Annotated in this window: 26 protein-coding genes and 1 rRNA gene; 9 read left to right on the top strand and 18 right to left on the bottom strand. The window is 40.1% G+C overall.

All coding sequences use genetic code 11. From position 1 onward, the window contains the following. Positions 1-14: 14 nt before the first annotated feature. The 7 genes from LH47_RS02055 to LH47_RS02025 form a co-directional block, all read right to left on the bottom strand. Positions 15-947: a YybS family protein gene (locus LH47_RS02055; protein ID WP_043964368.1), complete on the bottom strand. Its 933-nt coding sequence runs from the start codon at positions 945-947 to the stop codon at positions 15-17. 60 nt (positions 948-1007) lie between these two features. Further along, on the bottom strand, positions 1008-1244 hold the full coding sequence (gene rpsR / locus LH47_RS02050) for a 30S ribosomal protein S18 (protein WP_003397568.1): 237 nt from the start codon (positions 1242-1244) through the stop codon (positions 1008-1010). Between the two features lie 32 nt (positions 1245-1276). Next, a complete protein-coding gene (ssb, locus tag LH47_RS02045; RefSeq protein ID WP_043964367.1) occupies positions 1277-1768 on the bottom strand; it encodes a single-stranded DNA-binding protein in 492 nt (163 codons plus the stop codon). A gap of 26 nt (positions 1769-1794) precedes the next feature. Beyond that, on the bottom strand, positions 1795-2082 hold the full coding sequence (gene rpsF / locus LH47_RS02040; protein WP_009361077.1) for a 30S ribosomal protein S6: 288 nt from the start codon (positions 2080-2082) through the stop codon (positions 1795-1797). A gap of 104 nt (positions 2083-2186) precedes the next feature. Then, positions 2187-3287, bottom strand: coding sequence for a redox-regulated ATPase YchF (gene ychF, locus LH47_RS02035; protein WP_043964364.1), 1101 nt, complete (start codon positions 3285-3287; stop codon positions 2187-2189). A 20-nt stretch (positions 3288-3307) separates the two neighbouring features. Beyond that, positions 3308-3484, bottom strand: a complete 177-nt coding sequence (locus LH47_RS02030; protein WP_216367525.1) for a DUF951 domain-containing protein — start codon at positions 3482-3484, stop codon at positions 3308-3310. Between the two features lie 41 nt (positions 3485-3525). Next, complete coding sequence (locus LH47_RS02025; RefSeq protein ID WP_043964358.1) at positions 3526-4401, bottom strand: mechanosensitive ion channel family protein; 876 nt, start codon at positions 4399-4401, stop codon at positions 3526-3528. Positions 4402-4582: 181 nt separating this feature from the next. Between LH47_RS02025 and yyaC the strand changes: the two genes are divergently transcribed. Then, entirely contained in the window at positions 4583-5173 is a 591-nt protein-coding gene (gene yyaC, locus LH47_RS02020) for a spore protease YyaC (protein ID WP_043964356.1), read from the top strand. Here the strand turns inward: yyaC and LH47_RS02015 are convergent. The 11 genes from LH47_RS02015 to rpmH all read right to left on the bottom strand — a co-directional run bounded on the left by LH47_RS02015 (position 5165) and on the right by rpmH (position 14657). Continuing rightward, a complete protein-coding gene (locus LH47_RS02015; protein ID WP_043964354.1) occupies positions 5165-5869 on the bottom strand; it encodes a DUF554 domain-containing protein in 705 nt (234 codons plus the stop codon). The genes yyaC and LH47_RS02015 overlap by 9 nt on opposite strands. Before the next feature lie 13 nt (positions 5870-5882). Continuing rightward, the gene (locus tag LH47_RS02010) at positions 5883-6749 is read right to left on the bottom strand and encodes a ParB/RepB/Spo0J family partition protein (RefSeq protein WP_043964352.1); all 867 of its coding nucleotides are present in this window, start codon (positions 6747-6749) and stop codon (positions 5883-5885) included. Further along, on the bottom strand, positions 6742-7503 hold the full coding sequence (locus tag LH47_RS02005) for a ParA family protein (protein WP_043964350.1): 762 nt from the start codon (positions 7501-7503) through the stop codon (positions 6742-6744). The genes LH47_RS02010 and LH47_RS02005 overlap by 8 nt, the downstream gene beginning before the upstream one ends. 102 nt (positions 7504-7605) lie before the next feature. Further along, positions 7606-8454, bottom strand: coding sequence for a nucleoid occlusion protein (gene noc / locus LH47_RS02000; RefSeq protein WP_043964348.1), 849 nt, complete (start codon positions 8452-8454; stop codon positions 7606-7608). A 35-nt stretch (positions 8455-8489) separates the two neighbouring features. Continuing rightward, complete coding sequence (gene rsmG, locus LH47_RS01995; RefSeq protein ID WP_043964346.1) at positions 8490-9203, bottom strand: 16S rRNA (guanine(527)-N(7))-methyltransferase RsmG; 714 nt, start codon at positions 9201-9203, stop codon at positions 8490-8492. A gap of 13 nt (positions 9204-9216) precedes the next feature. Beyond that, the gene (gene mnmG, locus LH47_RS01990) at positions 9217-11106 is read right to left on the bottom strand and encodes a tRNA uridine-5-carboxymethylaminomethyl(34) synthesis enzyme MnmG (RefSeq protein ID WP_043964344.1); all 1890 of its coding nucleotides are present in this window, start codon (positions 11104-11106) and stop codon (positions 9217-9219) included. A gap of 13 nt (positions 11107-11119) precedes the next feature. Then, complete coding sequence (mnmE, locus tag LH47_RS01985) at positions 11120-12505, bottom strand: tRNA uridine-5-carboxymethylaminomethyl(34) synthesis GTPase MnmE (RefSeq protein ID WP_043964342.1); 1386 nt, start codon at positions 12503-12505, stop codon at positions 11120-11122. Between the two features lie 170 nt (positions 12506-12675). After that, positions 12676-13293 (bottom strand): RNA-binding cell elongation regulator Jag/EloR, encoded by a 618-nt coding sequence (gene jag, locus LH47_RS01980; RefSeq protein ID WP_043964340.1) that lies wholly within the window; start codon positions 13291-13293, stop codon positions 12676-12678. After that, entirely contained in the window at positions 13290-14057 is a 768-nt protein-coding gene (gene spoIIIJ, locus LH47_RS01975; protein WP_043964338.1) for a YidC family membrane integrase SpoIIIJ, read from the bottom strand. The genes jag and spoIIIJ overlap by 4 nt, the downstream gene beginning before the upstream one ends. Positions 14058-14120: 63 nt before the next feature. Continuing rightward, on the bottom strand, positions 14121-14459 hold the full coding sequence (gene rnpA, locus LH47_RS01970; protein ID WP_043964336.1) for a ribonuclease P protein component: 339 nt from the start codon (positions 14457-14459) through the stop codon (positions 14121-14123). 63 nt (positions 14460-14522) lie between these two features. Beyond that, a complete protein-coding gene (rpmH, locus tag LH47_RS01965) occupies positions 14523-14657 on the bottom strand; it encodes a 50S ribosomal protein L34 (RefSeq protein WP_003397591.1) in 135 nt (44 codons plus the stop codon). Between the two features lie 468 nt (positions 14658-15125). Between rpmH and dnaA the strand changes: the two genes are divergently transcribed. From dnaA to LH47_RS01925, 8 genes are all read left to right on the top strand, one after another. Further along, positions 15126-16469 carry a chromosomal replication initiator protein DnaA gene (gene dnaA / locus LH47_RS01960; protein WP_042536410.1) on the top strand — a complete coding sequence of 448 codons (1344 nt, stop codon included), beginning with the start codon at positions 15126-15128 and terminating at the stop codon, positions 16467-16469. A gap of 157 nt (positions 16470-16626) precedes the next feature. After that, entirely contained in the window at positions 16627-17763 is a 1137-nt protein-coding gene (dnaN, locus tag LH47_RS01955; protein ID WP_043964327.1) for a DNA polymerase III subunit beta, read from the top strand. A gap of 99 nt (positions 17764-17862) precedes the next feature. Continuing rightward, positions 17863-18075: a S4 domain-containing protein YaaA gene (yaaA, locus tag LH47_RS01950; protein WP_043964324.1), complete on the top strand. Its 213-nt coding sequence runs from the start codon at positions 17863-17865 to the stop codon at positions 18073-18075. A gap of 15 nt (positions 18076-18090) precedes the next feature. Then, complete coding sequence (gene recF / locus LH47_RS01945) at positions 18091-19206, top strand: DNA replication/repair protein RecF (RefSeq protein WP_043964322.1); 1116 nt, start codon at positions 18091-18093, stop codon at positions 19204-19206. A 61-nt stretch (positions 19207-19267) separates the two neighbouring features. Next, positions 19268-21184 (top strand): DNA topoisomerase (ATP-hydrolyzing) subunit B, encoded by a 1917-nt coding sequence (gyrB, locus tag LH47_RS01940; protein WP_407637133.1) that lies wholly within the window; start codon positions 19268-19270, stop codon positions 21182-21184. Between the two features lie 70 nt (positions 21185-21254). Continuing rightward, a complete protein-coding gene (gene gyrA / locus LH47_RS01935) occupies positions 21255-23714 on the top strand; it encodes a DNA gyrase subunit A (RefSeq protein ID WP_043964318.1) in 2460 nt (819 codons plus the stop codon). A gap of 46 nt (positions 23715-23760) precedes the next feature. Further along, positions 23761-24846, top strand: a complete 1086-nt coding sequence (locus tag LH47_RS01930; RefSeq protein ID WP_043964317.1) for an HD-GYP domain-containing protein — start codon at positions 23761-23763, stop codon at positions 24844-24846. A 150-nt stretch (positions 24847-24996) separates the two neighbouring features. Continuing rightward, positions 24997-25244, top strand: a 16S ribosomal RNA gene (locus LH47_RS01925); the annotation flags it as partial.

Below are 25244 nucleotides of genomic sequence, written 5' to 3'. Positions count from 1 at the left end.
AGCTCCTTGCGTCATTAATCTTTCAACCTCTTTCGCAAATCAAATCCTAAATCAATTATACCTAATATTCGCACGAGGTGAAGTAAAAAAGGGAAAAATAGCGATAGAACAACAATGGCAATGGCCCCTTTACGTCCCATATGTTTATGATGCGTCCAATAAAAAATGAACGAAAACCCTTGGATCATCATAAGCAACTGCAAAATTTGAAATAAGTTGATGAGTATAATGTAAAGAAATGAATCGTGTCCGATCGGAAAAAATAATAAAAGCATTGTCGCTAAATAGTACCACAATAAGCTTTTTGGTAAAACGAGTTCCCGAAATGGTTGCCAGTTGCCAATCGGCATATTTAATCGCTTTAAAATAGGCAAGGCAGCTTGTTGAGTAATCCAAGCAAAACATGCAGCAGCGAAAACGAACGCCGTCGGCAATAAATCGATGACAACGTCCATCGTTTGTTTCATCGTTTTTTCAAATTGTTCGTTTGCTGGTTGCCCGATTTTTTCTAATATGGTTTGTGCACTTTGAAATGATTGTTGCATAATTTCTTCAATTTGCTTGCCAATGTGAATGTCAAAAAACAAAACAGAACTCGCATAAATGATGATCATGCTGACTAAAAAAGAGAGCGTGCCAACGAGCAAAACGGCGTATTTTCCAACGTGTTTTCGCCACACATGCCCCATGGCTACTCCGCTACTTGCAAACATAAATGTCATCGGAACAGAGAAAAGTGAACCGAACCAAATGGATGGAATAAATGATGCAACAAGTAAAAACAAGCCATTTTTATATGTATGGCGCATCGTAAATAAAAGAAATGGAATGGCTAAAAAAAACGTAGCAAACATCCCGAATACAGGCATATACAAACTAAGTAAAAGGAGCACAGTAAAAATGGCGAGTTGCACAGCCCCTTCTGTTAATACACGCGCGTTTTTCACTTTTTTCCCTCCTCGAAAACAAAAAGCAGTAAGGCTCCGTCCCCCTTACTGCTTTTCTCTTTATTCGCCCGCAACGTATGGTAATAAAGCCATTTGACGAGCACGCTTGATTGCAATTGTTAATTTACGTTGATATTTTGCGCTCGTACCTGTTACGCGACGAGGTAAAATTTTACCACGCTCAGAAATAAATTTCTTTAATGTGTCTACATCTTTGTAGTCGATGTGCGTAATTCCGTTTGCTGTAAAGTAGCAAACTTTACGACGTTTTGTGCGTCCACCTTTACGTCCTGCCATCGTATATCCTCCTTTCATTGATCGTGTGTATATTAAAACGGCAAATCATCATCCGATATATCGATTGGTTGTCCATCGTTCGCAAATGGATCATCATCAATTCGACTGAATCCGCTGCTACGTCCTTGGTTCGGGTTCTGATTTGATCCAAATGGAAACGGCTCGCCATAGCTGCCTGATGCCGTGCCACGTTGCTCACCGCCACCTCGCGGCTCTAAAAACTGCACGCTATCGGCGACAACCTCTGTCACATACACTTTTTTTCCTTCTTGGTTTTCGTATGATCTCGTTTGAATTCGACCTTCTACTCCAGCTAAACTACCCTTTTTTAAGTAGTTTGCCACATTTTCAGCTTGCCGGCGCCAAACGATACAGTTAATGAAATCTGCTTCACGTTCACCTTGCTGGTTCGTATATGTTCGGTTCACCGCTAGCGTAAACGTGGCAACAGCAACTCCATTTGGAGTATAGCGTAATTCTGGATCTTTTGTCAGTCTTCCGACGAGAATTACGCGATTAATCATCAGAACCACTCCTATTCATGAGGAAATTATTCTTCTTCCTTCACGACGATATGACGAATGATATCTTCGCTGATGCGTGCTAAACGGTCAAATTCTTGAACCGCTGCTGGTTTCGCAACAACGTTCAAAATCATGTAGTAACCGTCACGGAATTTTTCAATTTCATAAGCGAGACGACGCTTACCCCATTCTTTTACGTTTGTAATTTCCGCACCGTTTTCAGTTAACACGTTATTAAAGCGCTCAACAACTGCTTTTCTCGCTTCTTCTTCCATGTTCGGACGGATAATGTACATAATTTCGTACTTTCTCATCACAGTCACCTCCTTTTGGTCTACACGGCTCTGTACAGAGCAAGGAGCAATATATCATTACTCACATTTGATGATTATATCACGAACATCTTTCATATGCAAGATTAGACGTTGAAGCGGAAATGAATAATATCGCCATCTTGCACTTCGTAATCTTTGCCTTCTAATCTTACTTTTCCTGCCTCACGAGCAGCAGACATCGATCCTGCTGCAACTAAGTCTTCATACGATACTGTTTCTGCACGAATAAATCCTCGTTCAAAATCAGAGTGAATAATGCCTGCGCATTGCGGTGCTTTCATTCCTTTACGGAACGTCCATGCACGCACTTCTTGCTCACCCGCTGTAAAATATGTTGCTAGTCCAAGCAAGCTATATGATGCACGAATAAGTTGGTCTAAACCGGATTGTTCGATGCCAAGCTCTTGTAAAAACATTTCTTTTTCTTCATCGTCTAACTCCGCCATCTCGGCCTCAACTTTTGCGCAAACAACGATCACTTCTGCGTTATCCTCTTTTGCGAATGCTTTTACTTGTTGGACGTACTCATTGTTGTTCGGATCAGCTAAATCTTCTTCCCCAACGTTAGCAACATACAACATCGGTTTAATTGTTAGTAAATGCAATTGCTTTACGACTTTCATTTCTTCTTCTTTAAACGAAAGCGTTCTAGCTGGTTTTCCTGCTTCAAACGTTTCTTTTAGACGACTTAAAATGTCGTATTCGAATACCGCCTCTTTATCTTTTTGTTTAGCCATTTTGCCAACGCGATCGATTCGCTTATCGACTGTTTCTAAATCGGCAAAAATAAGCTCTAAATTAATCGTTTCAATATCGGCAATCGGATCGACTTTTCCAGCCACATGGGTAATATTTTCATCAGAAAAACAACGAACAACTTGGCAAATCGCATCGACTTGACGAATGTGAGATAAAAACTTATTCCCTAACCCTTCACCTTTGCTTGCACCTTTTACAATTCCGGCAATATCTGTAAACTCAAATACCGTTGGAACAGTACGTTTTGGATTAAATAGTTTCGTCAACGTTTTTAGCCGCTCATCTGGCACTTCAACGATCCCGACGTTTGGTTCAATCGTACAAAACGGATAGTTGGCAGATTCGGCACCTGCTTTTGTAATCGCATTAAACAACGTTGATTTTCCGACGTTTGGAAGACCAACAATTCCTGCTGTTAAACCCATCATCATACTCCTCTCTTCATCTACTCCTCATGTTTGACAAGCACTTTTTTCATTTTTCGCTCGAATTCTTTCCGCGGTAACAAAACGCTGTGCCCGCATCCTTCACATTTAATGCGAATATCCATGCCCATTCGAATGATTTTCCAACGATTTGTCCCGCAAGGATGCTCCTTTTTCATTTCGACAATATCATGCATGCCATACTCTTTATTCAATATAGCACACTCCTTTCCGATGTTTAAGCACGTTCCGCTTGTTGTTCACGATTATAAAGCACTAAACGAGGAAACGGAATTTCAATGCCACGCTCGTCCAAACGAAGTTTAATTTCTTTTCGCAAGGCGCGAGCAATATGCCAATGGCGCATCGGCTTCGTTTCGCACGTAATGCGCATGACGACTTCAGACGGTCCTAAATTTTGTACGCCTAACAATTCTGGCGGGCTCACAATATCTTCATATTTGCTTGTCATTTCTTGTAATACTTCGCGAATCACAGCTTCCGCCTTCTCTAAATCACCTTCATAAGCAATACTTACATCAACAACCGCCACGCTATTATTTAAAGAAAAGTTTGTCACTTGCGTAATCGTCCCGTTCGGCAAAATATGCACTTCACCCGTAAAGCTTTTCAGTTTCGTTGTACGCAAACCGATTTCTTCTACATGTCCTTCGAATGTCCCGATACGTACATAATCTCCAACCGCAAACTGATCTTCAAGAATAATAAAAAACCCCGTGATAATATCGCGAACAAGGTTTTGTGCTCCGAAACCAACAGCAAGTCCAACGATGCCAGCGCCAGCTAAAATGGCACGAATATCGACGCCAACAGCATCTAAAATCATCATAAACGTAATAAAGTAAATGCTATACGTAGCCATATTGTTCAATAGGCGCATCAATGTTGCTTCTCTTCGTTCAGATAACCGAATCGGCGCTTTTTGCCGGACGACAAAAAACTTCGCGATCGTTAATTTGACAATCTTCAGCAAAATTGATGCTACGAGAATGATCGCTATAATTTTAAACAAACTGACACCGACTGTGACGAGCCAGTCACCTTCCAATATTTCCCCAACAACACGAACGTATATTTTTTTGATTTGCTCCATTTAAACACCTCCACCGTGGCAAAATGACCTATACAAGCTCCCTTGTTTACGCATAAGTTATTGTAACAGTATTTTGCTTACATTTGTAGCGCGTGAACTTTCTAGGACGTTCAATGTATATATATTCACATTTTTCCGTATACTGTTACCATGTCATTTAATCGGAGGAGGGAACGGACGTATGCAAAACAAATTTTTTTACGATGAACCGAATGCAGTATCTCAACTTGCATCATCGATTTTATATTTACTTCCAACTTCTACACATACACCTGTTGTCATCGTTTGCATCGGTACCGATCGTTCGACTGGCGATTCGCTTGGTCCACTTGTCGGTACAATGCTCGAGCAAAAAGGATCGTTGCCGTTTTATGTGTATGGAACGTTAAAAGATCCAATTCATGCCGTTAATTTAGAAGATAAACTAAAAGACATTCAACAAAAACATAAACATGCATTTATTATCGCTGTCGATGCTTGTCTCGGGCGTGTAAAAAACATTGGGATGATTTCAATTGAAAAAGGTCCATTAAAACCAGGAGCGGCTGTCAATAAAAATCTCCCTTCTGTCGGTGATGCCCACATTACCGGAATTGTCAATGTGAGCGGATTTATGGAATTTTTCGTGCTACAAAACACCCGACTTCATTTAGTAATGAATATGGCTGAAATGATTGCAACAGGCATTTATGAAGCTGGAATGCAACTGAAAAAACAACAACGGTTTGCGTCGTTGAAAGTGAACGAACTGAAATATAAACTATCAGAATAACATATGCATGAAAGCAACAATTAACGCATTGATTAAAATACTTGGTAATAAGTTTGCGACACGAACAGATGTAAGATTTAACATGTTTAACCCAATCGCAATAATTAAAATTCCACCTGTTGCGGTCGATTCAGCAATAAATGCTTCAAGGGCGCTTGATGGAATGAACTGATTAATTTGCGTAGCCAGTAAGGCAATCGATCCTTGATAAACGACAACGGGAATGGCTGAAAAAAGAACGCCGATGCCAAACGTAGCGGTTAAGATGATGCTCGCAAAGCCGTCTAAAATCGATTTTGTATATAGTACAAGATGATCGCCTCTTAACCCGCTATGTAGCGCACCGACTATAGCCATCGAACCAACGACAAACAGAAGCGTGGCACTAACAAATCCTTTAGAGATTGCCCCTTCTGCTCCGTATCCTATTTTTCTTTCCGTCCACTTTCCTAACCTTTCAATCTTTTCTTCAATATCCCATATTTCCCCTAGCACTCCACCAAAAACTAAACTAATAATGACAATTAAAAATTGATCACTTTCTAATCCCATTTTTACACCGAGCACAACGACGGAAAGCCCAATTCCGTTCATTACCGTTGATTTTACGCGCTCTGGGATATTTTTGAACATAGCACCTAACAGAGATCCAATAATAATACATATTCCGTTAACAAGCGTACCGAGTAAAGCCAACTAATTTCACATCCTATTCGTCCATTTGTTCATCATCGTACGCATTTAACAGCTGCAAAATACGCGTCAAATCTTCTTCTGAGAAAAATTCGATTTCAATTTTCCCTTTTTTTCGATGCTTTTTAATACATACCGCTGTTCCTAAACGCTCGCGCAATAACGCTTCACTTTGCGCTAAAAATACACTTTTTTCCTCTTTCTTTTTCGATGTTTCACGTGGAACATTTTTGTTTAGCTGTTGAATAAGCGCCTCTAGTTGTCGGACATTAAGCGATTCTTGAATGACCCGTTGAATAACAGCTACAAGTTTTTGTTTGTTTTTTAATGCAAGTAACGCCCGACCGTGCCCCATCGATAATGTACCTTCTTCAATCATTTGCTGCACATCACTTGGAAGTGAAAGAAGACGAAGGTGATTAGCAATATGCGGACGGCTCTTTCCTAATCTTTTCGCTAGCTCTTCTTGCGTTAGTTTGCATCTCGTAAGCAATAATTGATATGCTGTTGCTTCTTCAATTGGGTTTAAATCCTCACGTTGTAAATTTTCAAGTAATGCAATCTCCATCATTTTTTCATCCGAAAGTTCACGCACAACCGCTGGAACAGTTTTCATTCCTGCTAATTGCGCTGCCCGAAAGCGCCGCTCACCGACGACAATTTCATACCCTTTGATCGTCTGGCGAACGATGAGCGGTTGGACGATTCCATGTTCCATGATCGATTGCTTTAATTCTTCTAGCGCTTGCTCATCAAACGTTTTGCGCGGTTGATATGGATTCGGACGAAGTTGTTGAATATCAATTTCTTGAACCGTTTCCCCTTTTTCCGCTTCTAAATTAGTAAAAAGAGCATGAATGCCTTTTCCGAGCCCTTTAGCCATTTGCGATCACCTCTTTCGCAAAGTCTGCGTATACTTCCGCTCCCCGCGATTTTGCATCGTACAAAATAATTGGCTTCCCATGGCTTGGTGCCTCACTTAGTCGTACATTGCGTGGGATAATCGTTTCATACACTTTTTCACGGAAATACTTCTTGACTTCTTGAATCACTTGAATACCAAGGTTTGTGCGCGCATCAAACATTGTGAGCAATACACCTTCAATACGTAAATTCGAATTTAAATGTTTTTGCACAAGACGAATCGTATTTAATAGTTGACTCAATCCTTCTAATGCGTAATATTCACATTGTACAGGAATTAATACTGTATCTGCTGAAGTTAACGCATTAATCGTCAACAATCCGAGGGAAGGTGGACAGTCGATAATAATAAAATCATACATATCTTTCAACGGACTTAATGCTTTTTGTAAGCGCACTTCCCTTGAAACGATTGGAACGAGCTCAATCTCTGCTCCTGCTAATTGAATGGTGGCAGGAATAATATGCAATCGCTCAATATTTGTCGGGCGAATGACTTGACGTACATCCACTTCCTCAACTAATAAGTCATATGCACATTGTTCAATTTCATGTTTTTCCACACCAATGCCACTTGTCGCATTTCCTTGCGGATCAATATCGACAAGTAACGTTTTCTTTCCCATATGAGCTAAACACGCCGATAAATTTACCGCCGTTGTCGTTTTGCCAACACCGCCTTTTTGATTAGCAATCGCAATAATTTTCCCCACAACGCTCCCCATCCTTTACCTATAATACTTTTATTGTATCATGAATTTTTCAATATTTTCATAATACAAAAAGAAAACCTCATCGTCGTTTTTGATGAGGTGTTATTTTTGTCTTTTCGGGATGCGGATTGTAATTTGATAATAGTCTTCAAACTCTTCTTCTTCTGAATCAATAGCAACACCACTATCAGCGACCATCGTTAACGACTGACGAATCGTATTGACAGCGATGCGCATATCTTTACTTAACGATTTTCGCTTCGGTTTCGGACGTTTTTCATTCTCATCTTCTAACATTTTTGCGACTCGATCTTCTGTTTGCTTCACGTTTAATTGCTTTTGGATAATTTCCTCAAGCAATTTTAACTGTTTATTATAGTCTTTTAGAACAATCAAAGCGCGAGCATGTCGCTCTGTAATTTGACGTTGCAATAATGCATCTTGTACTTCTTGAGGCAGCTTTAATAACCGAAGTTTGTTGGCAATCGTCGATTGTCCTTTCCCGAGCCGCTGCGCTAACGCTTCTTGCGTTAAATGATGCAATTCTAGCAAGCGAGCGTAAGCCATCGCTTCTTCAATGGGCGTCAATTCTTCCCGCTGTAAGTTTTCAATTAAAGCAACAGAGGCTGTTTCCGTATCGTTTAAATTTTTAATAATGGCAGGGATATCCGTCCAGCCAAGCTTTTGTGCCGCCCGCCATCTTCGTTCTCCCGCAATAATTTCAAACTTCCCATCTTCACATTCTCGAACGACAATTGGCTGAATCATTCCATGTGTTCGAATTGTTTGTGCTAGTTCGTCAATTTTATCTTCAACAAAAATGGTCCGCGGCTGAAAACGGTTTGGGACAATTTGTGAAATAGCGATTCGCTTTATTTCTTCATTTTGTACAACGATTTCTTCTTGCTCTTTCTCACCAAAGCTAAAAAAGCGCGAAAAAGGATGCTTCATTTCCCCCTAACACCACCTTTGAGAACTCAAAACATTCATTCAATTGGAAGTTTATTTGGTACCCCTGGTTTGCGTGGATATTTCTTCGGTGTTTTTCGTCTCTTTTCAACAAAAATAATCGCTCGTTCGCTTTCCTCAATCGGCAATAAAAATTTTTCTACTTTTGTCACTTCGCCGCCTAGCACGCGGATCGCTGTGCTCCCTTGCTCAAGCTCTTCGTGTGCTGATGCTCCTTTCATCGCGATAAACGTCCCGCCTACTTTTACAAGCGGTAAACAAAGTTCACTTAGCACAGACAGACGAGCAACCGCACGAGCCATGACGACATCAAACGACTCACGGATCGTCTTTTGTCCAAACGTTTCAGCACGATCATGATAAAAAGCTACTCCTTCAAGCTGAAGGTGCGCAGCTAAATGATTTAGAAACGTAATTCTTTTTTGCAATGAATCGACAATTGATACATGTAGGTGAGGAAAGCAAATTTTTAACGGTATGCTCGGAAACCCTGCCCCCGCCCCAACATCGCAAATAGATAACGGCCGCGAGAAGTCGTAATAAAAAGCAGGTGTAATGGAATCAAAAAAATGTTTTAAATATACGCCTTCTTTGTCTGTAATACCCGTTAAATTCATTTTTTCATTCCATTCGACAAGCAATTGATAATATGTTTCAAACTGAGTGAGTTGTTGAGAAGAAAGCAAAATTCCTCTCTCCTCTAGCATTTGTTTAAATACATTTACATCCATCGTTCATCCCTCTTTATTCATTTGACACGCGGGCGATTTTTCCCTGCTCTAAATAAACTAATAAAATTGAAATATCCGCTGGATTGACTCCTGAAATGCGCGATGCTTGCGCAATAGAAAGCGGGCGAACTTGTTTTAATTTTTGTCGAGCCTCTGTCGCCAACCCTGTAATCGCATCGTAATCAATGTCTTCTGGAATTTTTTTATTCTCCATTTTCTTTAATTTTTCAACTTGTTGTAGCGATTTTTCAATATACCCTTCGTACTTAATTTGAATTTCTACTTGTTCCGCTACTTCGGGATCAATCGGTTGTTCCGCCGGTGCAATCATTTGAATATGCTCATACGTCATTTCTGGACGCTTTAACAAGTCGGCTGCTCGAATGCCGTCTTTTAATTCACTTCCCCCGACGTTACGAATCATTTCTTGCACTTGCGACGTCGGTTTAATAATGTACGATTTTAAACGTTTCTTTTCCGCTTCGATCGCTTCTTTTTTCGCTATAAACTTTTCATATCGCTCTTGTGAAATTAAACCGAGTTTGTAACCAATTTCTGTTAAACGTAAATCTGCATTGTCATGACGCAATAAAAGGCGATATTCCGCACGAGATGTTAACAAGCGATACGGCTCGTTCGTTCCCTTTGTAACAAGATCGTCAATTAAAACGCCAATATATGCTTCTGAGCGGCTTAAAATTAACTCCTCTTTTCCAAGCGCTTTGCATGCCGCATTAATGCCGGCAATAAGCCCTTGGCCAGCCGCCTCTTCATATCCTGATGTCCCATTAATTTGTCCTGCTGTATATAGCCGTTGAACGATCTTTGTTTCTAACGTTGGCCATAGTTGCGTTGGAACGATGGCATCATATTCAATGGCATAGCCAGCCCGCATGAGCTGCGCTTTTTCTAACCCTGGTATTGTCGCTAACATTTGGCGTTGAATATGCTCTGGCAAGCTTGTAGACAAACCTTGCACATACACTTCTTGCGTATGTCTTCCTTCTGGTTCAAGGAAAATTTGGTGACGCGGCTTGTCATGGAAACGAACGATTTTATCTTCAATCGATGGGCAGTAACGCGGACCTGTCCCTTTAATCATCCCTGAATACATCGGCGACAAATGTAAATTTTCATCGATAATTCGGTGCGTCTCCTCTGTCGTATAAGTGAGCCAACAAGGGAGTTGATCGGTAATATATTGTTTCGTTTCATATGAAAATGCGCGCGGCACTTCATCGCCTGGCTGAATTTCTGTTTTGCTGTAATCAATCGTATGGCTATTAACCCGCGGTGGCGTACCTGTTTTAAAACGAACAAGTTCAAAACCGAGTTCCTCTAAATGTTCTGAAAGCTTAATCGATGGCTGTTGGTTGTTTGGGCCACTTGAATATTTAATGTCTCCGATAATAATTTCACCGCGTAAAAACGTTCCTGTCGTAATGACGACAGCCTTGGCATAATAACGGGCACCTGTATGCGTTATTACTCCTTTACATACACTATCTTCTACGATTAATTTTTCTACTTTTCCTTGCAATAATGTTAAATTCTCTTGATTTTCGAGCGTTTTTTTCATTTCTTGTTGATATAAAAATTTATCTGCTTGTGCACGTAACGCTCGTACAGCAGGTCCTTTTCCTGTATTCAACATACGCATTTGAATATGCGTTTTGTCAATATTTTTCCCCATTTCCCCGCCTAGTGCATCAATTTCGCGAACGACGATGCCTTTTGCAGGGCCGCCGATAGATGGGTTACATGGCATAAAAGCAATCATATCAAGATTCAGTGTGATCACTAATGTACTCGCTCCCATGCGCGCAGCAGCAAGCGCTGCTTCACATCCCGCATGACCGGCACCTACGACGATGACATCATAAGATCCTGCCTCGTAATGCATAAATACACCCTCCTTATTTTCCTAGACAAAATTGTGCAAACAATTGATCAATTAGGCTTTCATGCACTGTATCTCCAATGATTTCACCTAACAATTCCCACGCTCTCGTTAAATCAATTTGCACGATATCAATTGGCATACTTGCTTCAATGCCGTCAATCGCTTCTTCAATCGCTTTTTTCGCTTGCGTCAATAACGCAATATGGCGCGAGTTTGATACATACGTTAAATCGCGCGCCTCGACATCTCCGCTGAAAAATAATGAGGCAATCGCCTCTTCTAGTTGGTCTATTCCTCTTTCTTCCAACAACGATGTAGTAATGATCGGTGCGCCTTTCGCCAATTGTTTCACTCGCTCCATATCGATTCGTTTCGGCAAATCCGTTTTATTGACAATGACAATCGCGTCCATTCCTTTGACCGCTTCGAACAATCGTTCATCTTCTTCCGTTAACGGTTCGTTGTAGTTGAGGACAAGTAAAATTAAGTCTGCCTCTTTCAACACTTTCCGTGACCGCTCAACGCCAATTCGCTCAACAATATCTTCTGTTTCACGAATACCTGCCGTATCTAATAGACGGAGCGGCACACCTCGAACGTTGACGTACTCCTCAATGACATCTCTTGTTGTCCCTGGAATATCGGTGACAATCGCTCGGTTTTCGTGGGCTAAGCTGTTTAATAGCGATGATTTGCCAACGTTCGGTCGTCCGACAATGACTGTCGCTAATCCGTCCCGCAACACTTTTCCTTGCTGTGCCGTTTGTAACAGTCGCTCAATTTCATTTTTCACTTCTGTTGCCTTTTCAAGCAACAACCGATGCGTCATTTCCTCGACATCGTCGTATTCGGGGTAATCAATATTTACTTCGACATGCGCTAACGTCTCTAAAATCGTTTGACGTAATCGACGAATAAGTTTCGATAAACGTCCTTCCATCTGGTTCAATGCGACAGCCATCGCTCGATCGGTTTTTGCACGAATTAAATCCATTACCGCTTCTGCTTGTGATAAATCGATACGCCCGTTTAAAAAAGCTCTTTTTGTAAATTCTCCGGGTTGTGCTAGACGAGCCCCATGCGCTAACACGAGTTGAAGCACGCGGTTAACAGAAACAAGTCCCCCATGACAATTAATTTCAACAACATCTTCACGTGTAAACGTTTTTGGAGCTCTCATTACTGTTACCATCACTTCTTCAACTGTTTCTTTCGTCTCTGGATGCACAATATGCCCGTAATGGATCGTATGAGTTGAGACGTCTTTTAGCTTCTTCCCCCCAACACCGACAAACAGTTGATCAACAATTTTTATCGCTTCATCCCCACTTAAACGGACGATCGCAATTGCTCCTTCACCCATCGGAGTTGAAATCGCCGCAATTGTATCAAATTCCATCTTGTTCACCTTCTTTCATAAACAAAAATATCCACAATCTATATCATGTATGTTTTCCTCGCAATGATAATCAAATAAATTTTAACTTATCCACATGTGAATAACAACATACACGTAACGTTTCCATTGACAAAAAAAATTCTCTAGGAACGACTTCCCCTAGAGAATGTTTATCGTTTTAGTGAAATAACGACATGACGATACGGCTCCACCCCAACTGAAAACGTTTGTATCCTTTCATCATCGCTTAACGCTGTATGAATGACTTTCCGTTCCCATGCACTCATTGGCTCTAACGAAATATCTTGTCCCGCTTGGATTGCTTTTTTCGCCATATTTTTCGCTAAACGAACGAGCGTCTCTTCTCTTCGTTTTCGATACCCTTCCGCATCAATCACAACATGAAGCGGACGATCGGTGTAACGGTTTAAAACTCCTTGCGCCAATAATTGTAAAGCATTAAGTGTTTGACCATGTCTTCCGATTACTCGTGCTACATCTTGCCCCGAAAGCGAGACAACGAAACGGTCTCCTTCCGCTTGACAAGAAAGATTGACACGTACATTCATTTGTTCAATCACATGTTTTAAAAACGATTCCACACAAAAAAACGGGTTGCTAATCGTTACTTCAACGACCGCTTCTTTTCCACCGAACAAGCCAAGAAACGGCCTTTTTTCTTGTTGAACAACGACAATATCGACCGCTTCTTTCGGCACATGTAATTGCGCTAACGCTTTTTCTACTGCCTCTTCTACCGTTTGGCCACCCATCGTCACTCGTTTCACTTTCCTGATCCCCCAGCTTGTTTCGTTGCTTTTAAGTCTGGTCCTTTAATGAAATACGTTTGTGCAATCATAAACAAGTTTCCGACAACCCAATAAAGTGAGAGGGCAGCTGGAAAGTTAATGGCAAATACAACGACCATAATTGGCATTAACCAAAGCATCATTGCCATTTGCGGATTTTGTTGTTCCGTGCCCGCCATCATCATCTTTTGTTGGATAAATGTTGTTACCCCTGCGACAAGCGGCAGGATAAAGAACGGGTCTTTTTCCCCTAAGTCAAACCATAAAAAGTTATGGCGTGCAATTTCTTCTGTACGCATAATAGCGTGGTAAAATCCAATTAAAATCGGCATTTGAATGAATAGCGGCAAACACCCTGCTAACGGATTCACACCGTGCTTTTGGAAAAGCAACATCGTTTCTTGTTGCAGTTTTTGTTGCGTTTGCGCATCTTTTGAACTATATTTTTCACGAAGTTTTTGTAGTTCTGGTTGTAACGCTTGCATTGCTTTGGAACTTCTCGTTTGTTGAATCATCAACGGCAAGATAGCTAAGCGAATTAAAATCGTAACGACAATAATACCTAAACCGTAATTGGAGCCAAACAACTCAGACATGTATGTGATTAACCAAGATAGTGGGTAAACGATGTACTCGTTCCAAAATCCTTTACTTTCTGCAGTAATTGGCTGGTTAATTTCTGAACATCCTGCTAACACAATAGCAAGAAGTAAAAACAGCCATGCGACTTGCCTTTTTTTCACTCGTTTTTCCCCCTTACTTTATACGTTCCACGAAATATTTTAACATATCGCTCGTCCAAACATTTAATGAAAAACGTTCGCCCGCCTCAAAACATGCAATAAACTTTTTTTTACCTCTTCATACCCCATCGTAGCTACTGGCATTCGCGCAATAATGACATAATCTTTTCCCGCTTCGATCCGATCACGTTCTTCGTGAAACGCTTGGCGAATATAACGTTTCACGCGATTTCGAACGACTGCTTTTCCAATTTTTTTGCTAACAGATAATCCGATACGAAAATAACATTGTCCCGGTTGATCTAAAACGTATACGACAAACTGCCGATTCGCTACCGATGTTCCTCGTTGAAATACTTCTTGAAATTCATCATTTTTTTTTATGCGATATTTTTTTTTCATGTGTCCCTATCACACCTCGATCGTAACTCCCGTTAGAAAAAAGACCACTGATCGTTCAGTGGCCTATGCAGATAATACTTTTCTTCCTTTACGACGACGGCGAGCAAGAACTTTTCTTCCGTTCTTTGTGCTCATGCGCGCACGGAAACCGTGTACTTTACTACGCTTCCGCTTATTTGGTTGATACGTTCTTTTCATATATGACACCTCCCTGAGGAATAACTGTTAAAAGACAGTCTTTCTAATTATAGTGAGAAATTTAGAGAAATGTCAACTACTCCAGGAGTATCTTTTTTTGACTATGTTGTGATTATTGTTGTGGATAAATTTTTTGTCATCTTTTTCGTATCCACAACATTTATCGACAAGTTTTTCACATCTTATAACCTTGTGGATAAAATTTTTTCACATCTTTTTTGTTTTGTGGATAATCTTTTAAACCCATTGCAACATAAGTATTTATCTGCTATTATATTGTTGTTTTTACTCTGGATAATTCTATAAGTTTTTTTCATTATCCACAAAATGTGGATAATGTGTGGACAGTTCCGTCCACATCCTGTGTAAATATTTGTCCACAATCGGTGAAAACTGTCGAAAAAATTTTTTTTATAGACAAAGTTATACAAATGTTGAACACCCGCGCGGAGAAGGAGGGAGAGCGGCGTGGAAAATATTTCGGACTTATGGAATAAAGCATTAGCCGAGATTGAGAAAAAAATTAGCAAACCGAGCTTTGAAACGTGGTTAAAATCGACATCTGCTCATTCGCTAAAAGGCGACATACTTATTATTACCGTTCCAAACGAATTCACAAAAGATTGGCTTGAATCGCGCTACACGCGGCTCATTGAGCAAACGCTCTATGACATTACCGGAGAAGAGTTAAAAATTAAATGCACGATCCCTAATCATCAAACACTAGAGGAATTTGATCTAAAACCATCGAGCAAACCGCGAAAACACGATGACGAACAAACAGAATTTCCACAAAGTATGCTGAATCCAAAGTATACATTCGATACTTTTGTCATTGGATCTGGCAATCGCTTTGCCCACGCTGCATCTTTAGCGGTAGCAGAAGCACCGGCCAAAGCATACAACCCCCTTTTCATTTATGGTGGTGTAGGCCTAGGCAAGACGCACCTCATGCACGCAATCGGCCATTACGTTCTTGAACATAATCCGTCAGCAAAAGTAGTTTATTTATCTTCGGAAAAGTTTACAAATGAATTTATTAATGCCATTCGCGATAATCGGCCAGACGATTTTCGCAACAAATATCGTAACGTGGACGTACTGTTAATAGATGATATTCAATTTCTTGCGGGAAAAGAACAGACGCAAGAGGAGTTTTTCCATACGTTTAATACATTACATGAAGAAAGTAAGCAAATTGTCATATCGAGTGACCGACCTCCAAAAGAAATTCCGACGTTAGAAGATCGCCTTCGTTCTCGTTTTGAATGGGGATTAATTACGGACATCACTCCTCCTGATTTAGAAACGAGAATTGCCATTTTACGTAAAAAAGCAAAGGCAGAAGGCTTCGACATCCCGAACGAAGTGATGTTGTACATCGCCAATCAAATCGATTCAAACATTCGTGAATTGGAAGGTGCGCTCATTCGCGTCGTTGCTTACTCCTCTTTAATTAACAAAGAAATTAACGCAGATTTAGCAGCAGAAGCATTAAAAGATATCATTCCAAGCTCCAAACCAAGAGTCATTACAATCCAAGACATTCAACGCGTTGTTGGGGAGCATTTTAACTTGAAACTCGAAGATTTTAAGGCAAAGAAACGGACAAAATCGGTTGCATTTCCGCGCCAAATTGCAATGTATCTTTCGCGCGAGCTGACGGACTGCTCACTTCCGAAGATTGGTGAGGAATTTGGAGGGCGTGATCATACGACTGTCATCCATGCTCACGAGAAAATTTCAGCACTCATCCAAACAGACGTTCAATTACAAAAACAGCTGAAAGAAATTATGGAGAAACTGAAATAATGTGAATAACTGCTTTATGTTTGTGCACAGTCTGTCCACATGTGGATAGTCTGTGCTTCCTTTGTTTTATTCACTTATCCACATAATCACAACGCCTAGTACTATGATTAATAGTTTTTTAAAAAAATATAATAAATAAATTAGGGAGGTTTTCTTTGTGAAAGTTATTATTGATCGCGATCACTTAGTGAGAAGTGTACAAGATGTGATGAAAGCTGTATCATCCCGAACAACGATTCCGATTTTAACTGGAATTAAAATTGTTGCCTCGAAACAAGGCGTTACTTTAACAGGAAGTGATTCGGATATTTCGATCGAATCATTCATTCCTGCTGAGGAAGAAGATCGAGTCATTGTAGACGTCATTACCCAAGGTAGCGTTGTCTTACAAGCACGATTTTTTAGTGAAATTGTTCGTAAGTTACCGAAAGAAACGATAGAAATCGAAGTAAAAGACAAATTTGTCACGACGATCCGCTCCGGAAAAACCGAATTTCATTTGAATGGATTAGATCCAGAAGAATATCCACGGCTACCACAAATTCAAGAGGAAAACATGTTTAAAGTACCAGCTGATTTACTAAAACATGTCATTCGACAAACGGTATTTGCGGTGTCTACCTCAGAAACACGCCCGATCTTAACAGGTGTAAACTGGCGGATTGAAAATAATGAACTGGTGTGTACTGCAACAGATAGTCATCGACTTGCAATGCGGAAAGCAAAAGTAGAAACGGAATCAGAAGCGTATTACAACATTGTCATTCCAGGCAAAAGCTTAAATGAGTTAAATAAAATTCTTGAAGAATCAAATGAGCCTGTTCATATCGTCGTAACGGAAAACCAAGTGTTATTCAAAACAAAACATTTATTGTTTTTCTCAAGGTTGTTAGACGGAAACTATCCAGATACATCTCGGCTAATTCCAACAGAAAGCCAAACAGATATGATTGTCAAAACAAAAGAGTTTTTACAAGCAATCGATCGAGCGTCATTGCTCGCACGTGAAGGAAGAAATAACGTTGTTCGTTTATCGACATTGTCTGACGAAGTCGTTGAAATTTCGTCGAACTCACCTGAAATCGGAAAGGTGGTCGAAGAAGTACAATGTGAGCAGGTAGAAGGTGAAGAATTAAAAATTTCTTTCAGCGCAAAATATATGATGGATGCATTAAAAGCGTTAGAAGGGGCGGAAATTAAAATTAGTTTTACTGGTGCCATGAGGCCGTTTGTCATTCGACCACTTCATGACGACTCTATGCTCCAGTTAATTTTGCCTGTACGCACATACTAAAAAAGCTGCTAGATCTGCTAGCAGCTTTCCTTTTCTTCCCCCTTCTTTTTTAGTACAATGAAAAAATGGACACTTTTACAGAAAGTGAGCGGATGATGCATGAAAGAAATAAAAATTTCAACGGAAACAATTACGCTTGGACAATTTTTAAAACTAGCAAACATCATTTCAACAGGTGGAATGGCGAAATGGTTTTTACAAACAAACGATGTGCTCGTTAATGGTGAAAGGGAACAACGCCGCGGTCGGAAGTTGAAAGTAGGAGATGTTGTTCATATTGAAACAATTGGTATATTTACGATTCGTTCGTAAAGGCGGGGGGCACCTTTGTTTTTAGAGCAATTAACTTTAAAAAATTATCGGAACTATGAGCAAGGTTGTTGGCGATTTCGAAATAATGTAAACGTCATTTTAGGAGAAAACGCTCAAGGTAAGACGAATATTATGGAATCCATTTACGTTTTGTCGATGGCGAAATCACACCGAACAACAAACGATAAAGATTTAATTCGTTGGGAAGAAGATTATGCTAAAATAGAGGGGAAAGTAGAAAAGAAAAACGGTCAAATTTTTTTACAGTTGATCGTGTCGAAGAGAGGAAAAAAAGCAAAATTAAACTATATTGAACAGGCAAAATTAAGCAGCTACGTTGGCCATATGAACGTTGTCATGTTTGCCCCTGAAGATTTAAACCTTGTCAAAGGGAGCCCACAAATTCGAAGACGCTTTATCGATATGGAAATTGGTCAAGTATCACCTGTTTATATGCACGAGCTCGGACAATATCAAAAAGTGTTGCAACAAAGAAATCAATATTTGAAACTGCTTCAGTCGAAAAAACAGACGGACGAAACGTTTCTTGATGTGCTTACGGAACAGCTTGTAGAGCTCGCTGCAAAAATCACTCTAAAAAGATATGAATTTATTGAATTGTTACAAACGTGGGCAAAACCAATCCATGCTGAAATTAGCCGGGGCAATGAACAATTACGGATTCATTATTGTCCTTCAGTTGATGTATTAGACGAACAACAATGGTCGAGAATAGTAGAAGTGTATAACGAAAAGTTCGCAAAAATAAAAACAAAAGAAATAGAACGAGGTACAACACTTATTGGGCCACATCGAGATGATTTATCGTTTACGATTAACGGGAAAGATGTGCAAACGTTCGGTTCACAAGGTCAACAACGAACGACAGCCCTTTCATTGAAACTAGCTGAAATCGATTTAATTTTTTCAGAAATTGGGGAGTACCCGATTCTTTTACTTGATGATGTACTATCAGAGCTTGATGATTTTCGCCAAACGCATTTGTTAAATGCTATCCAAGGAAAAGTACAAACATTTGTAACGACAACGAGCATAGACGGGATCGAGCATCGCGTCATTCGCGAGGCAGATGTGTATGAAGTTGTCTCTGGACAAATGATGAAACGATAGTTTTTCTATAAACCTCGAACGTATTGTTCGAAAAGGAAAGCGTAGGTGATCAATAATGACGATGGAACAAAGAGAACAAGTCGTTTATGATGAAAGCCAAATTCAAGTTCTCGAAGGATTAGAAGCGGTACGAAAAAGACCAGGGATGTATATCGGATCAACCGGTCCAAAAGGATTACACCATCTCGTTTGGGAAATCGTTGATAACAGCATTGATGAAGCGTTAGCTGGATTTTGTACGGAAATTAACGTCATTGTTGAAGAAGATAACAGCATTACAGTAATCGATAACGGCCGTGGGATTCCTGTTGGCATCCATGAAAAAATGGGGAGACCAGCTGTTGAAGTAATTATGACCGTGTTACACGCCGGTGGAAAATTCGGCGGCGGTGGATATAAAGTGTCTGGCGGTTTACACGGAGTTGGGGCATCTGTTGTAAATGCGTTGTCAGAAGAATTAGAAGTATATGTGCATCGTGATGGGAAAATTCACTATCAAAAATATACGCGCGGCGTGCCTTGTTCTGATTTGCAAGTTGTAGGAGAGACAGATCGGACAGGGACAACCATTCATTTTAAACCAGATCCAGAAATTTTTGTAGAAACGACTGAGTATGATTATGATACGCTCGCACATCGCTTACGAGAGCTTGCTTTTTTAAATAAAGGGATTCGCATTACGCTAGAAGATCGACGTGGCGAAAAGCGGCGTAACGAATATTATTACGAAGGTGGAATTTCTTCATACGTCAAACATTTAAATCGGACGAAAGAAACACTTCACGAGGAACCGATTTACGTTGAGGGAGAAAAAGACGGGATCCAAGTCGAAATCGCCTTGCAATATAACGATGGCTATACGAGTAATATATACTCATTTGCTAATAACATTCATACGCATGAGGGCGGTACGCATGAATTAGGTTTTAAAACGGCGTTAACGCGAATCATTAATGATTATGGTCGAAAAAACAATATGTTTAAAGAACAAGATGCTAATTTAACAGGGGAAGATGTGCGGGAAGGATTAACAGCAATCATTTCCGTAAAACATCCGTCTCCACAGTTTGAAGGACAAACGAAAACAAAACTCGGAAATAGCGATGCTCGCACCGCGACAGAGTCTATTTTTGCGGAACAATTTGAAAAGTTTTTACTTGAAAATCCATCAGTCGCCAAAAAAATTGTTGAAAAAGGAATTTTAGCTTCACGGGCACGTCTAGCAGCTAAACGGGCGCGGGAATTGACAAGAAGGAAAAATGCTCTTGAAGTATCAAGTTTGCCTGGGAAATTAGCGGATTGTTCTTCGAAGGATCCATCGTTATGTGAACTGTATGTCGTTGAGGGAGACTCAGCGGGTGGTTCTGCAAAACAAGGACGTGATCGTCATTTTCAAGCGATTTTACCGTTACGTGGAAAAATTATTAACGTTGAAAAATCAAGATTAGATAAAATTTTATCAAACAATGAAGTGCGTGCCATTATTACAGCTCTCGGTACAGGAATTGGAGAAGAATTTGATATTACAAAAGCTCGTTACCATAAAATTATTATTATGACAGACGCTGATGTCGATGGAGCGCATATTCGTACACTTTTGCTGACATTTTTCTACCGCTATATGCGCGAGGTCATTGAACAAGGTTATGTTTATATCGCTCAACCACCTTTATATAAAATTCAGCAAGGGAAACGAATTGAGTATGCATATAGTGATCGACAACTTGAGGAAATATTAGGACGTTTACCAGAACAACCAAAACCGATTATTCAACGTTACAAAGGTCTTGGAGAAATGAACCCAGAACAACTTTGGGAAACGACGATGAATCCAGAAACGAGAACGTTGCTAAAAGTGAGTTTGCAAGATGCGATGGAAGCAGACGAAACATTTGAGATTTTAATGGGAGATAAAGTAGAACCACGTAGACAGTTTATCGAAGAAAACGCGAAGTATGTAAAAAATCTTGATATTTAAGTATGTCGGAGAGTGTTTGTTCACCCTCCCCTTGTTTTATTATTTTGTTAAGTAAGGGAGGTTCGTCTATATGTCTGAACGTGTAAAAGAAATAAGTATTAGTCAAGAAATGCGTGCATCGTTTCTCGACTATGCTATGAGCGTCATCGTATCGCGTGCACTTCCTGATGTGCGTGACGGACTAAAACCGGTACATCGCCGAATTTTATATGCGATGCACGATTTAGGTATGACAGCGGACAAGCCTTACAAAAAGTCCGCACGTATTGTCGGTGAAGTGATCGGGAAGTACCATCCACATGGCGATGCAGCGGTGTACGATACGATGGTGCGGATGGCGCAAGATTTTAACTATCGATATATGCTCGTTGATGGTCACGGAAACTTTGGATCAATTGATGGAGATGCCGCAGCAGCTATGCGTTATACAGAAGCGAGAATGTCGAAAATTTCGATGGAGCTGTTGCGGGATATTAATAAAGATACGATTGATTACCAAGATAACTACGACGGTTCAGAACGTGAGCCCATTGTGTTGCCGGCTCGTTTTCCAAATTTACTCGTAAATGGGTCTTCAGGTATTGCGGTCGGGATGGCGACAAACATTCCGCCGCATCAACTTGGGGAAGTCATTGACGCTTTATTAGAACTAATGAAAGATCCAGATATGACCATTGCTGAACTAATGGAGTATTTGCCTGGTCCAGACTTTCCGACAGGCGCGCAAATTATCGGAAGAGGCGGTATACGAAAAGCGTATGAAACAGGACGAGGTTCGATTACATTGCGCGCCAAAGCAGAGATTGAACAAAAAGAAAACGGAAAAGAAACAATTATCGTCCGAGAATTGCCTTATCAAGTAAATAAAGCAAAGTTGATTGAAAAAATTGCTGAACTTGTACGTGAAAAGAAAATAGAGGGCATTACGGATTTGCGCGATGAATCTGACCGGAGCGGCATGCGCATCGTTATTGAAGTAAGAAGAGATGTAAGTGCCCATGTGGTGCTCAACAATTTATACAAACAAACAGCATTACAAACAAGCTTTGGTATTAATATGCTTGCCCTTGTTGACGGTCAACCAAAAGTGTTGAACTTAAAACAATGTTTACAGCATTATTTAGATCATCAAAAGATTGTTATTCGTCGTCGGACGCAGTTTGAATTGAACAAAGCGGAAGCTCGCGCTCATATTTTAGAAGGATTACGTATTGCCCTTGATCATTTAGACGAGGTGATTGAGCTTATTCGTCAATCTGCGACTGTAGACGTAGCTAAAGAAGGATTAATGACAAAGTTCCAGTTAAGTGAAAAACAAGCGCAAGCCATTTTAGATATGCGTCTGCAACGTTTAACAGGATTAGAACGTGAAAAAATCGAACAAGAATATGCGGAGCTAGTGAAGCTCATTGCGCATTTAAAAGCCATTTTAGCTGATGAACAAAAAGTTTTACAAATTATTCGTGACGAATTACTTGAAATTAAAGAGAAGTTCAACGATGATCGCCGTACAGAAATTGTAAATGGCGGTTTAGAAACAATTGATGATGAAGATTTAATTACTCGCGAAAATATTGTTGTTACATTAACGCATAGAGGGTATATTAAACGTCTCCCTGTTTCAACATACCGAAGCCAACGCCGAGGTGGACGCGGCATTCAAGGAATGAATACGAATGAAGACGATTTTGTTGAACATTTAGTCATTACATCTACACATGATATTGTTCTATTTTTTACGAACAAAGGGAAAGTGTATAAAGCAAAAGGATATGAAATTCCGGAGTTTAGCCGAACAGCGAAAGGAATTCCGATTGTTAACTTATTAAACATTGAAAAAGATGAAGTGATTAATACAGTTATTGCCATTGATCAATTTCGTGAAGATGCATTTTTATTTTTCACAACAAAGCAAGGAATTGCAAAACGATCACCGCTATCGTCATTTGCTAACATTCGCAACCACGGTTTAATTGCTATTCATTTGCATGAAGGGGATGAATTAATATCCGTAAAGCTGACAGATGGTCATAAACATATCATTGTAGGGACGAAAAATGGGATGTTAATTCGTTTCCCTGAGACAGATGTTCGTTCGATGGGACGAACAGCTGCAGGTGTGAAAGCAATTACGTTATGTCCGGGTGATGAAGTAGTTGGTATGGAGAGTTTGAATGGGAATGAGGAAATTTTAATTGTGACGAAAAATGGATACGGGAAACGGACACCAGCTCCAGAATATCGTATCCAAAGCCGTGGAGGAAAAGGGATTAAAACGTGTAACATTACTGAAAAAAATGGTGAAGTTGTGTCGGTAAAAACAGTTACAGGTGAAGAAGATTTAATGTTAATGACTGCAAGTGGTGTGATGATTCGTATGGCGGTAAGTGATATTTCTGTCATGGGACGAAACACTCAAGGAGTCAGGTTAATGCGTCTTGATGGAGAAAACGAGCAAGAGTATGTTGCGACAGTAGCCAAAGTGCCGAAAGAAGAAGAAAAAGAACAAGAACAATTGCAAGAAGAATAGAGGGGAAATTCCCCCTCTACGTTCTTACAAAGGCGGGGAGAAAGACGTGTTGTTAGTAAAAACAGCTCAATTGCAAGAAGGATGCATCTTGGCGGAAGATGTTATCGGGAAATCGAATCGTGTCATTGTTCCGAAAAACACTGTGTTAACTCCGAAACTTTTAACTGTATTACAAAAGTTTCTCGTTACTCAAGTGCGTGTACAGTCAGTTCTTGTCGATGGGAGTACATTTCGACCAAGTGAAATTATTCAAGAAGATGTGCCAAAAACAAAAGTAACTGATAACAAAGATATATTGACATTATATTTAGAAGCTGTTCAGCAGTATAAACAAATGTTTCAAGGTTGGCAGTCTGGGTTGCCGATCGACATTGGCAAAGTTCGTCACATGTTTATGCCTTTATTCGAAAAAGTATTGGAATCGGAAAAAGAATTGCTCTTTTTTCACCACTACTCTACAAAATCAGAGTATTTATTCCATCATGCAGTGACAGTCGGCCTTCTCTCGGGTGTATTGGCGAAAAAATTGCAATATGCAAAAGGAGACTATTATCAAGTCGCAATTGCTGGATTATTGAGCGATTGCGGTATGGCTAAAGTCGATCCGAAAATACTTTACAAAAGCACAGCCCTTACACCAATGGAATATAAAGATATGCGCCAACATACCGTTTATGGATATAAAATGGTTCAAAAAATTACCGCGCTACAAGAAGGAGTGAAGCTCGCTATTTTGCAACATCATGAGCGCAACGACGGCAGCGGGTATTTACTTAGTGTTCAAGAAGAAAAAATTCACCCGTATAGCAAAATTGTTGCTGTGGCTGATGTTTACCATGCGATGATTTCTGAGCGGCCTTATCGTAATAAACAATCTCCTTTTAAAGTATTTGAACAAATTCATAAAGATTGCTTTGGAAAATTTGATCTTTCTGTTGTTCGAGCGTTGGCTTCTCTTTTAATGACTCTTTCAATCGGGGCAAGAGTGAAATTATCAAATGAACAAATCGGGGAAATCATCTTTTTTGAACAAGATTCACCAAATCATCCGATGGTTAAGATAATTGAAACAAACAAAATTATTTCACTCAAAGATAAAAAGGATTTGTTCATTGAAGATATTATAAAATGACAATGGTTATTGCCGTTGTCATTTAATTTTTTAATGAAAAATAGCATAAAAAGTGTTGACAATAAAAAAAGCATCTTGTATGATATATCTTGTGCTTGATGTTCTTTGAAAACTGAACAAAACAGCAGCGTAAAAGCTAAGGATAACTTTTCTATGGAGAGTTTGATCCTGGCTCAGGACGAACGCTGGCGGCGTGCCTAATACATGCAAGTCGAGCGGACGATTCAAAAGCTTGCTTTTGAATCGTTAGCGGCGGACGGGTGAGTAACACGTGGGCAACCTGCCCTGTAGACGGGGATAACACCGAGAAATCGGTGCTAATACCGGATAACACGAAAGATCGCATGATCTTTCGTTGAAAGGCGGCGCAAGCTGTCGCTACAGGATGGGCCCGCGGC

Source organism: Anoxybacillus thermarum (assembly GCF_000836725.1).
GTDB lineage: Bacteria > Bacillota > Bacilli > Bacillales > Anoxybacillaceae > Anoxybacillus > Anoxybacillus thermarum.
The sequence above is the reverse complement of the archived record's forward strand: the minus strand, read 5'-3'. Positions and strand labels throughout refer to the sequence as shown.

Bases quoted from the DNA above. Each gene is read 5' to 3' on its own strand.
- rpsR (WP_003397568.1), bottom strand. From the start codon at position 1,244: ATGGCAGGACGTAAAGGTGGACGCACAAAACGTCGTAAAGTTTGCTAC.
- ssb (WP_043964367.1), bottom strand. From the start codon at position 1,768: ATGATTAATCGCGTAATTCTCGTCGGAAGACTGACAAAAGATCCAGAA.
- rpsF (WP_009361077.1), bottom strand. From the start codon at position 2,082: ATGAGAAAGTACGAAATTATGTACATTATCCGTCCGAACATGGAAGAA.
- ychF (WP_043964364.1), bottom strand. From the start codon at position 3,287: ATGGGTTTAACAGCAGGAATTGTTGGTCTTCCAAACGTCGGAAAATCA.
- LH47_RS02030 (WP_216367525.1), bottom strand. From the start codon at position 3,484: ATGCATGATATTGTCGAAATGAAAAAGGAGCATCCTTGCGGGACAAAT.
- LH47_RS02025 (WP_043964358.1), bottom strand. From the start codon at position 4,401: ATGGAGCAAATCAAAAAAATATACGTTCGTGTTGTTGGGGAAATATTG.
- yyaC (WP_043964356.1), top strand. From the start codon at position 4,583: ATGCAAAACAAATTTTTTTACGATGAACCGAATGCAGTATCTCAACTT.
- LH47_RS02010 (WP_043964352.1), bottom strand. From the start codon at position 6,749: ATGGCTAAAGGGCTCGGAAAAGGCATTCATGCTCTTTTTACTAATTTA.
- noc (WP_043964348.1), bottom strand. From the start codon at position 8,454: ATGAAGCATCCTTTTTCGCGCTTTTTTAGCTTTGGTGAGAAAGAGCAA.
- rsmG (WP_043964346.1), bottom strand. From the start codon at position 9,203: ATGGATGTAAATGTATTTAAACAAATGCTAGAGGAGAGAGGAATTTTG.
- mnmG (WP_043964344.1), bottom strand. From the start codon at position 11,106: ATGCATTACGAGGCAGGATCTTATGATGTCATCGTCGTAGGTGCCGGT.
- mnmE (WP_043964342.1), bottom strand. From the start codon at position 12,505: ATGGAATTTGATACAATTGCGGCGATTTCAACTCCGATGGGTGAAGGA.
- rnpA (WP_043964336.1), bottom strand. From the start codon at position 14,459: ATGAAAAAAAAATATCGCATAAAAAAAAATGATGAATTTCAAGAAGTA.
- rpmH (WP_003397591.1), bottom strand. From the start codon at position 14,657: ATGAAAAGAACGTATCAACCAAATAAGCGGAAGCGTAGTAAAGTACAC.
- yaaA (WP_043964324.1), top strand. From the start codon at position 17,863: ATGAAAGAAATAAAAATTTCAACGGAAACAATTACGCTTGGACAATTT.
- gyrB (WP_407637133.1), top strand. From the start codon at position 19,268: ATGGAACAAAGAGAACAAGTCGTTTATGATGAAAGCCAAATTCAAGTT.
- gyrA (WP_043964318.1), top strand. From the start codon at position 21,255: ATGTCTGAACGTGTAAAAGAAATAAGTATTAGTCAAGAAATGCGTGCA.